Origin of the sequence: Hydromonas duriensis, from assembly GCF_004363775.1 — a bacterium.
GTDB classification, from domain to species: domain Bacteria; phylum Pseudomonadota; class Gammaproteobacteria; order Burkholderiales; family Burkholderiaceae; genus Hydromonas; species Hydromonas duriensis.
This window is the reverse complement of the sequence record NZ_SNZE01000040.1, coordinates 1-9,793: the sequence shown is the minus strand read 5'-3', so window position 1 is coordinate 9,793 and position 9,793 is coordinate 1. Positions and strand designations below refer to the sequence as shown.

Sequence of the window (9,793 nt, the reverse complement as noted above, 5' to 3'; positions counted from 1 at the left end):
CACAAAATATTTGGCTAGTATATCCGAATTGCTAGAGTTTTTATTAAAAAACACGGCATATGATGTAAAAATATTTATTTTAAAATTGTGCTTCATTGGTAACTCATAAACATATTTATTCTACTAAACCCAAGCTAATCTCAAATAGCCCATCGGAACCACCAAATAAGAAAGAATGATTTGTTTGGTTTGCTGTTAATGAAAACACACGTTGGTATTCCTTTTGCCAAACAACTTTACCTTTTGGGTCAAATATAATCACGACGGAACGATTATCACCAGATTTTGCAGAAGCGGAGTATGTTACAGCTAAATAACGTTTGCCATCTTTTAACTCAAGTGCAGCATAACCAACTAGATGAGAAGGGTAAAAAGATAGGTTTTGTATTTGATGATTGAGTTTTTCTACACCATTAATATCAATCACTTTTACTTGACCTAAAAGTAAATGACCAGGGGTCGGCCACTCGATCGAGACTGCCTCACCAGCATCTCTCAACGTGTGTTGCAAATTAAATTGCGAATCATAAAATTGCAGTTCCGATTCCTTATATGTTCGATTCACACTTAACATCGCCCATGTCTTGTGTTCTTTAGTTGTAAAGGACTGCACATCGCCCAAGTACGATAAAGAATCATCATCTCCTAACTTTAAACCCACTTGTCCAAACGACTTTAAAAGAAAACCATTATTGTCGCGATATTCTGCAAGGCGTCCACCACGAGACAGAAGTCCAAGTTTACCCGACTGAAAGAATATAGGAACTACTCTTGAGAACCCAGATTCGTTATTGCGCCAAATTAATTTACCTGTGAGATCGCTCATACCATCCGTATTGATTAAGACAGGTCCTCGCTCATTATCATAGGCAAACTGTTCAAACATATGCACACGGCCTTTGTCCTGATAATCAAATTCATTTGTAGTTATTACTTCATAATTTTTTGTCGAATCTAATGATGTAACATGGAGCGAGTTTTTACCGGACATTACATAAACGACCTCTTTTGCTAAAGAATTATTCTGTAACGAATTCACAGTCCAAATCGGTTCATTCATTATTCTTTTCTCAGATAAATGCGTATCTTGAATAATGAAACTAGATAATGGTTTAGGTGGCGTCACGGGTTCGTCCGTAGTTTGATTCCCACATGACGCCAGTGGCAACCAAGCCATTGAACAAAACATGAACTTTAATAAGCTATTTTTTGCTAAACCGAGATGAGTGCCAATTTTACTCATTACTTTCCTCCCGCATTTTTCCATGCTTTACCACCGCCTGCTGATACGCCCATGTAATAAGCCTCACCTAAAGCCGAACAATCTCCAACGGGTGCCCCTTCGTTAACGCAGGCTTTGATTACACCATTCCAAAGCTCTCTATCACATGCACTCTTGCTTGCTCCTGACTTACTGGCAGCCCCATAACATGCATCATGTTTTTTACAAGGTTCTAAAATACTAAAAGTATAAGTTTTATTTTTACCGATGATTGGTTCATAAACCAAACTAATAACGTCTGGAACCCATTGATCAGTGTCTTTGTCTCCACAGCCATCTTCCCATTTACCTCCGTCGGTTCTTGGTCTAGATTGATCTGCTCTAATATTTGGGTCACTCCGTCTTGTTGCTTCAACACTTTTAGCGTATTCAAAACCATTCAGAGCATCCCCGCCAACCTTGACATAACTCAAAGGTCCCCATGTTAGAGGATTAGCTTTACCTACACTCTCAAGCCCTAATGGATCAATCCATTGAATTGGGTTGTGAACATATGAGTGAAGATTCCAACCGCCTTTTAATCCAATCGGATCCTTACTCACATACCGCCCCGCATGAGGGTCATAGTAGCGATGGCGGTTGTAATGCAAGCCTGTTTCGTTATCGTAATACTGCCCTTGGAATCGCAAGGGGTTTTTAATCCCCGCACGTTTAGCTGAATCGCTCATGGTTTCAAACGCTCTTCCCCAAGCCATGTAATGCGCAGCCCATGCCACTTCCCCTTGTTCATCGGTTAATTCTTGTGGTGTACCCAAATGGTCGCATTGATAGTACAACACGGAATCAAACGCCCGAACGAATTGTTCGGCTTTGTAATGCCAAACGGGGTCGCGGTCGATGTCGTAGCCTTGTGTGCTTTGTGCCATCTCTTTATAGTTGGGCGTGGGCAAGAGTTCAATGGATTCGTTGACTGTGGCTTGCATGAGTGGCTCAAAGCTATTCGGTGCGTAGATGTAGTGGGTGGTTCTGGCATGGCTGGGTTGGTCATCAAACAGTTTGGTCGGTGCGATGGTGGATTCCCATGCGAGGGTGTCGCCATCCCAACCATAGATGGTGTAACCATAGCCCGCTGCGTCGTTGTGTTGTTTGCGGATGCTGGCGGCATAGCCTGAGCCGTCCATTGAGGTGCCTTGAAACACACTGCCGCTGTGTTTGGCTATGCGCCGCCCGAGGACGTCGTAGTAGAAGTTGACTTTCATGTCATCGGTGTTGGCTTGTGACATGCGGTTGAAGTTGTCCCATTTGAATACGGTGCGTTTGCCATGCTCTAATCGTTCGATGAGGTTGCCGCGTTGGTCGTAGGTGTAGTGCGTGCCGACGTAGGCCTTGAGCATGTTTTTAAGGCGGGCGTTTTGATTCTGTTGGCGTTCGTCGGCACTGTATAAACCATCGTCTTTGGTGGGGGCGCCGTAGGTGTTGGGCGTGGCTTCTAGGATGTTACCTGCGGGGTCAAACGCGAAGGTTTCTTTGAATTGCGTGCTGTGGGCTTGCAACAGTCGCCCAACGGGGTCGTATTTGTAGTTCAACAGACCTCGACGTGTGTCGTTGATGCTGGTGAGTTGTCCGAGTGTGTCGTAGGTGTATGAGCGGTTGATGTTGATGGGCTGTGCGGTTGCGCCTTGGTTGGTTTCTGCGATGCGGATGAGTTGTTGTTTTAAACGTCCCGCTGGGTCGTATGACAAGGTTTGTTGCAGGTGGTTGGCTTGGGTGCGGCTGATTTCGCGGTGCAAATCGTCGCGCTCGAATGCGAAGGCTTCGATGTGGTCGAGCATGAGTCCGTGGACGTGGCCGCTGCCATAGGTTAAGTGGGTGATGCTGTGCCCGTCGGGGCGTATGGTTTTTATGCGGTTGCCGAGCTCGTCATATTCATGTCGCCATATGGCGGTGTGGTGGTAGGCGTCGCCGTGTTCAGGTTGTATGTGGTATTGCTGGTGTTCGCGAATCAGTTGGCCTGCGTCATCGTAGTACCAGTCCAATGTACTGTGGTTGTTTGTTGCGTGTATCAGTTGGCCGTTTAAATCAAAGCTGAATTGTTCGGTTTGTATGAGGTTGCTGTTGATGTCTTTGACGGCGCGGCCAACTATCCGACCCATGCTGTCGAAGGCCAGTGCGCTGACGATGCCGTTTTCAAATACCTTTAACAGTTCGCCTGTTTTTGGGTTGTATTCGTATTCGGTTGATTTGCCATTAAAATTGGTTTCTTTGATGAGTTGTCCAAATTGATTGTACTCAAATGAGTATTGAGTACCGTTTGCATTAGTCAATGACAAAATATTGCCTGCTTTATCCCATGTGTATTGGAAAACATGACCATCAGCGTCAATGCGTTGCTTGATCAGACCCGCACGTGTGTATGTGTAGGTGGTACGTTGCCCTTTAGGATCAATGTAGGTGAGTAAACGCCCTTCAGCATCTCGCTCGAAATGCTCTTCCGATTTGTCAGCATGAATAATCGTTTTAAGTTGGCCACGGTTAATGCCCTCATCACTGTATTTATATTCTACTGTTTGGCCTATAGCATTACTTTGTTTAATTAAACGTCCCTTTTTATCATAGGCCCACGCACTGGTTTTACCCGAACAATCCGTTAAACTTGAAACATTTCCATCAGGTGTGTAAGTAATTTGTTTCTTACCATTTTTGGCATCAGTAACGCCAATTAATAAGCCTTGATTGTTATATTCATATTCAGTTTTGTAACCAAGCGGGTCAATTGTTTCGGACATATTACCTTTATTATTGTAATCTTGTTCCCAAACATTACCTAAAGGATCCGCGACCGCGATAAGCTTGTCTTGTTCATTATATTTATAATAAACTTTGCCACCATCAGGTCTAATGCTAGAGGTGAGATTATCTTTAATGTCGTAAGTCGAATAACTAGTCGCGCCTCTACGGCTGGTACGAGACGTAATGTTTTTTCGGCTGTCACGACTGTACCACTCCTCTAGACCATTCGAGTAAATGATCCGATAAGTGTAACCAAGTACATCATAAAAATATTGAGTTTCATGACCTAGAGCGTTGGTTACAGTTACTTTGCGTATGCTGTCATCCCATGAAAGTTGAGTGTCAAATGTACCGTCATCAGCCCATTCTCTTACAGCTCGTGCCTGATAATCGCTACCCTGCCACATCAGATTCATCCCTCGCCCTGTGCGATCTGTATATCGAGTAACCAGATGATTTTGATATTCGTAAGTGCGATATTGAGCATTCTCATCTTGTGCTAATATCAAATTATTTTCGTTATCATATTGGTAATGAGCAAGCTGCCTTTCGGGCTGACCATTCACAATGTGCCAAAGTTCGGTGATTTGACCATGTTCATTTGGTTTTGTGGCAATGTGACTTTCTATTTGCCCGTTAACTTTGGTCACAATATCAGAAATAATTGTGCGACCATTTCTCTTATAATCGTACCTTATTCCGACCGTCTTCGAATTTTTGACATCATTCAACATTGTTAAACGATATGCCCTTGGGTAATCTGGATCCGCTTCATATGTCTCCACCCAATCAGCCCCACGAGTGAGTGTAAGCATGGTCTCAGAAATGCGAGTTAGTGTTATTTTTTCAATTGAATTATGGCTCATACCACCATTAACAAGTGATGGGTATGGATGTAGTCGTCCATCAGCAGCAAAATAAACCAATTGATTAGATGATTGAACGATACGTGTTGTATAGGGCGTAATCCAACGGGCACCAAATACATCGTTATCATATGAAACAAGGTTTGAAGAATATGTTCGTAGCCATGTAACCTCAAACATACCCTTAATTGAAAAATCTAAATGATTGATTGTTTCTCTACCTGTTGCAAATCCAATCCTTTTACCTGAGTCGCTAGTAGCTCCATTTTTGCAACTTGGGTCACTTACTGCACTCGCTTGGAAACTCATGAATTCTAAAGTATCACCTACGACTTGTGCGTTGTGAATTCCCACTGTCGATACAGGTACAGCGGTACTTTCACCTTTCTTACGATAGTTTTGTACTGCTTTTAAAAGCTCATCAATCACCCAACCAAGTTGACCTTTTGCACTACCTGCTTGTTGTGTTATTTCAGTGGCACCTACACTCGTTAGCTGAGCCAGTCCCTTGACAAACCCAGGGAAGGTTGCTCGTAGGGTTGCACCTGCCGCATCGGTTGGCACTTCTGTCGGTTCTTTGATTGCACTTGCAAGAGGTGCTATCCAATCTGTATAGGTTGAAGCTGGATCTCGTTTTAATGAACCCGCTCCTATTAGCTCTGAAGCTGCTGCAGTGGCTTGAGCCAATATATTTGAACCAGGAAGAGATATAGCTGAGTTAAGACGAGCAGACAAGTCGCTTGCCAGTGAAACTAATAACGAGCTGGCTGCACTGGTTAAGGCTGGCAACTTGGCTTTAGCATCGGTTAAAAATGTCTCAAGATCGCCCGCAATTTTATCGTTCAGATGCCGCGTTATTTGCATAATGCCCGAGTCAGGTATTTTAGCTTCTTTGCTTCCTAGGTATTCATATGCTAATGCAAGTATCGGTCGTAATGCCATACGAGCATGGGCTTCATCTGGCTGAATCACAGTTAAACCAATAAGGTTCATCGTTAAATAGGCGTACTGCGCTGTTTTGGGATTGATACTGCCTTTTATGACAGGTAAAGTGCCATCAGCTATAGCAATGATGTCAATAAGCGCCCCTGTTGCAGCAAAAATATTACTAACAACAGGTGTTGGTTTTCCTTTTAAATTCTTCAGTTGGGCATTTGGATTTACACTGAGTAACCAAGCTTCTATTTTTTTTATTTGGGTTACCACATCAGCAACTGCGATACTATTTAATGGGACAATGACGTGTGATGATTTATTTTTTGCTGTCATATAACTTTCCAATTTTAAGAATATTAAAAATCCGTCTCGCTTGACTTGTTCGTGCATTAAAAAACATTCAGCGTTTATCTCTGTTCGAGTGGTATTGCCGAAAATTTAATGGTATTCATGGGTGAGTTTGAACGCTCACTCAAAGACACTAAAAACTCATAAATCAATGACAAATCGCTATCCTCGTCATCTTTCTCAATAGAAACCTCATAAGGAAAATCCTCAAAAATTAGACGATATTTGTTGTCTTTCCATGTGAACTCGTACCAGTGCATATCAACAACATTAACTGACAGGTACTTTCCAGTTTGTGGTTTCAGTATTTCAAAAAACGTATCCGCAAACCGGGGGAAATTCCGCCAAGTGAGATTACCCTGAAGCTCAATATATAGCATCCCTGTCGGGCTTGTTGCATATCTATATTCCATTGCCAAATTTCATAATCCAAAGTGGATGATTAACTAAACGTTATGGCTACATGCTTGATTAAGACATATCTTCAAATGGCAGATCCCAACCGCCTGCTTTTAAATACCATTGAAGCTTAGGTAAAAATTTCAATGCAACTTCTTTATTGGGACAGTCAAAATTTAAGCCGCGTGGAAAGTCATCCCAATAAACAACGATGACACCATCTTCAAAAGTCATTTCTCCAATTCCCTCAACCACGCCCAAATACCACTTAATCAATTTTTCATTGATGGAGTCACAAAAATGCTCCAAAAAATCTTTAAATTCGGCAAAAGGCCCAATTTTTGAATACGCATCAAGCTCCTCAATTGTTACTGAGTGAACTATACCTTGAGCTGATTTCGTTAAAATTAACTTGAGATTCATCTATATGTCCTTAGTTGTAAAATCCAGCTGGAGCAAATTTCTCCACCATGTCACCACCTCCAGGTCTAAACGAGCCGTCAATGATTTGTGTCGGTGTTTTGCCTTTTGCAGTCAGCTGCTCCACACTTGGTCCCAGTGGATTACCATACTCAATTTGATTTCGGTTTTCAGCAGCTTTAACTATTTCTGGAGGCGTAAGACTCCGATACTCAGTTTTAATCTGATTTCGCTTATCCACTGCATAATATTGAACTTTTTCTGGTGGAACACCAGTTGCCAATTGACGATCAGCCTCAGACCTGCCTGCACGAACAGCATCTTCATACTCGAGGCGTAAATTGGCAATAGGATGGCCATTTACCATGTTCGAGTCATATCGCGCACCATCGGCATAAAAGTTATTCTTTCTAATTCTTGCCGCACGCGCAGCCGCCGCTTCCGCAGACTCAGCCACAGCACCAGCCTTAGACGCATTCCCAGCCTTAGTCGCAGCCCCAGCAGGCACAGCCGCTCCCACAATATGCCCTATATTCTCGGCTTGAGTTATCTGTGACGGATTATTCCAAACATCAACCGCTTTATCTTTAAGCGCACCTGGAACTTTCATCGCGGTGTCTACCCGTTCAACATTCCGATTGGCCGCTTGTTCATAATACTTCTGTGCAGTGGTTGACCCCATAGCACCCAATGGTCCATACACAACCAGTGCCGCTTGATCCGCAGCCAAACTAACAGTTCCTTTGGCCAACGACCATGCACCCCCAACTAAATCAGCACCTGCGGTATACAATACACGTCCCGTATACGCCAACGCACTCATCTCATCATCGTATTGGGCGGTGGGAGCGAGCACGGCTTGCAGTTGTGGATGTTTTGGGCAAGAACAGACGACCTCGTCATCTTCCATCGCCACCTCTTCATCTTTGGTGTACGAACCGAGACCGAACAAGATTTCGACTTCACCGCCTGCCACTTCCATGCGACGGCCGCCACCTGCTTTTATGATGGGGCCTGTGACACCACACACAAAGCATGTGGCCATGCCGCCGATATAAGCGAACGGGTGACCATCCAATTGCTGGGTGGCGCCGCTGGGTAAGACAATCCCGCCTGTTTTGAGGGGATCGCCCTCTACAATGAGTTTACGTAGTGCCATGACAGGCCTTGATTAACGGTAACTGGATATTCATTTATGCGACCTTTGATGCCTTTAAGCACCGAGTGGTCCAGCAAACCCACCTGTATGGAGTGGGTAGTTGTCTAGGCGTCCATCGGCTTGCGGACTGGATAAACTACCAAGACCCCGCACCGCTTGCATGGTTTGAGCAACGCCCGACATGCCAGGCACGTAGCTCGAGGCCACATTGAGTGCAGAATCAAATAAGCCTGTTGCGCCACCTTGAGCCAAACCTGTGGCCAAGCTGGTCGCACCACCTAAACCTTGAGCAATGCTCATTAAAGCGGTTGAACCCGTTAAGCCTGCGGCTGCGCCAACCAGTTGACCTGCTTGTCCCGCTAAACTGGTGATGCTGCTGATGTTGTTGGTCAATGTCGATGTTTGTGCTTGTTCGTCGGCACTGCTCTCTTGTTTTGGCCATTTGTATTGACCAAAGTTCTGTGGTTTCTCCCACGCTTTGCGCGGGTCTTTTTCGATAAAGACTTTGGCTGGGCCTGCGGCTAGTCCGCCGACTTTGGCATGACCTTGTTTGTCGAGCGTGCCTTTCTTAATGACACCCAGAGCGTCAATCACTTGATAAGCTGCACCTGAGAACTTATCAAGGGTTTTATCGCCCACATCTTTATAGAGTTTGTTTAATTCGAGTTGACCCTTGCCCATTTGCTTAATCGGCAAGCTTGAGCCTTTAGACTTGGGACCTGGCATTAAGTGAGCGGCGGCATGTTCAACCCATCCACCCGCAGTGCCGTGTTCAATCCCACCACCACTCCATTTACTGTAACTGCCCCCACCGACAATCATGACCTCTTCTTTGCCTGTGATGGTGATTTTGTTGGCGGTGTGGGTGATGTTGAGCTTGGCCAGTACGTTGATCGAGTCTTTTAATGCTTTGATGTCGATGTCGCCTCCAGCCGCGACCAAACGCATCCCCGCTTTGTACACAAAGAAACGGATGGTCTCGACCGCGCTGGCTAAAAAGCTTTTGCCAACACTTAAACTGACGTGTTCACCACTGGTCATGGCGATGTGTTCTCCACTCCACAGGTGGGTGGATTGAGGGGTGCTGGTTTCAATGCCTGCTGGTGAGCTGACGATGACGTGTGGTTCTTGTAGTTCGGGGAATGTGCCAGTTTTGGGGTCGGCTTGTCCTGAACCTTTAATCGCTTTGTTTTGTGCTTTGAGCGTGTCGTTGACGACTTTTTGGTCGGTCGATTTGTCATGGGCGCCGTGTTCAATGGCGACGTCGCTCATGGATTCGTGTTGTTCTTGTGCCTTTTGTAGTTGTTCGGTGACTTCTTTTAAGTCGGTGATGTGCTGTGCAGCGTCGGGACGCGCATCGGTACCGATATATAGACCTTGTTGGGCACGAACAGCGATGTGACCATCCGAGCGCAGCTCGGCGCCCTGACCACGCGCCTCTTGTCGGCCTTTGTTGTTTTCAACACGGGTGATGTAGCCTAGGCTTAAACTCGAGGATTGATGGTCGGATTTAAGCTGTGTCTGTATCTGGCCCTGAGTGTCGTCTAAAATGAGGTGGTTACTCTTGCCCGCGCTTTGGTTGCCTGGGCTGAGTTCTCGACTGCGGTAGCCTGAGAGGGCATGGTTGTCTGGCAGTTGCCATGGTGGCAGGTT

Annotated in this window: 6 protein-coding genes; all 6 read right to left on the bottom strand. The window is 45.1% G+C overall.

Going from position 1 to position 9,793, the window contains the following annotated elements; all coding sequences use genetic code 11:
• Positions 1–115: 115 nt before the first annotated feature.
• Positions 116–1,243, bottom strand: a complete 1,128-nt coding sequence (locus DFR44_RS10825; RefSeq protein WP_133621584.1) for a hypothetical protein — start codon at positions 1,241–1,243, stop codon at positions 116–118.
• Positions 1,243–6,147: an RHS repeat-associated core domain-containing protein gene (locus DFR44_RS10820; protein WP_162845256.1), complete on the bottom strand. Its 4,905-nt coding sequence runs from the start codon at positions 6,145–6,147 to the stop codon at positions 1,243–1,245. Before DFR44_RS10820 ends, DFR44_RS10825 begins: the two co-directional genes overlap by 1 nt.
• 74 nt (positions 6,148–6,221) lie before the next feature.
• Positions 6,222–6,542: a DUF3630 family protein gene (locus DFR44_RS11840; protein ID WP_484132455.1), complete on the bottom strand. Its 321-nt coding sequence runs from the start codon at positions 6,540–6,542 to the stop codon at positions 6,222–6,224.
• Positions 6,543–6,633: 91 nt separating this feature from the next.
• A complete protein-coding gene (locus tag DFR44_RS10815) occupies positions 6,634–6,984 on the bottom strand; it encodes a hypothetical protein (protein ID WP_133621582.1) in 351 nt (116 codons plus the stop codon).
• A gap of 10 nt (positions 6,985–6,994) precedes the next feature.
• On the bottom strand, positions 6,995–8,140 hold the full coding sequence (locus DFR44_RS10810) for a PAAR domain-containing protein (protein ID WP_133621581.1): 1,146 nt from the start codon (positions 8,138–8,140) through the stop codon (positions 6,995–6,997).
• Between the two features lie 54 nt (positions 8,141–8,194).
• Positions 8,195–9,793, bottom strand: a 1,599-nt coding sequence (locus DFR44_RS10805) for a DUF2345 domain-containing protein (protein ID WP_133621580.1), incomplete at its 5' end; no start/stop codon positions are given.

Excerpts from the sequence above, each read along its gene's own strand:
- DFR44_RS10815 (WP_133621582.1), bottom strand. The coding sequence starts at position 6,984 with ATGAATCTCAAGTTAATTTTAACGAAATCAGCTCAAGGTATAGTTCAC.
- DFR44_RS11840 (WP_484132455.1), bottom strand. The coding sequence starts at position 6,542 with ATGCTATATATTGAGCTTCAGGGTAATCTCACTTGGCGGAATTTCCCC.
- DFR44_RS10825 (WP_133621584.1), bottom strand. The coding sequence starts at position 1,243 with ATGAGTAAAATTGGCACTCATCTCGGTTTAGCAAAAAATAGCTTATTA.
- DFR44_RS10810 (WP_133621581.1), bottom strand. The coding sequence starts at position 8,140 with ATGGCACTACGTAAACTCATTGTAGAGGGCGATCCCCTCAAAACAGGC.
- DFR44_RS10820 (WP_162845256.1), bottom strand. The coding sequence starts at position 6,147 with ATGACAGCAAAAAATAAATCATCACACGTCATTGTCCCATTAAATAGT.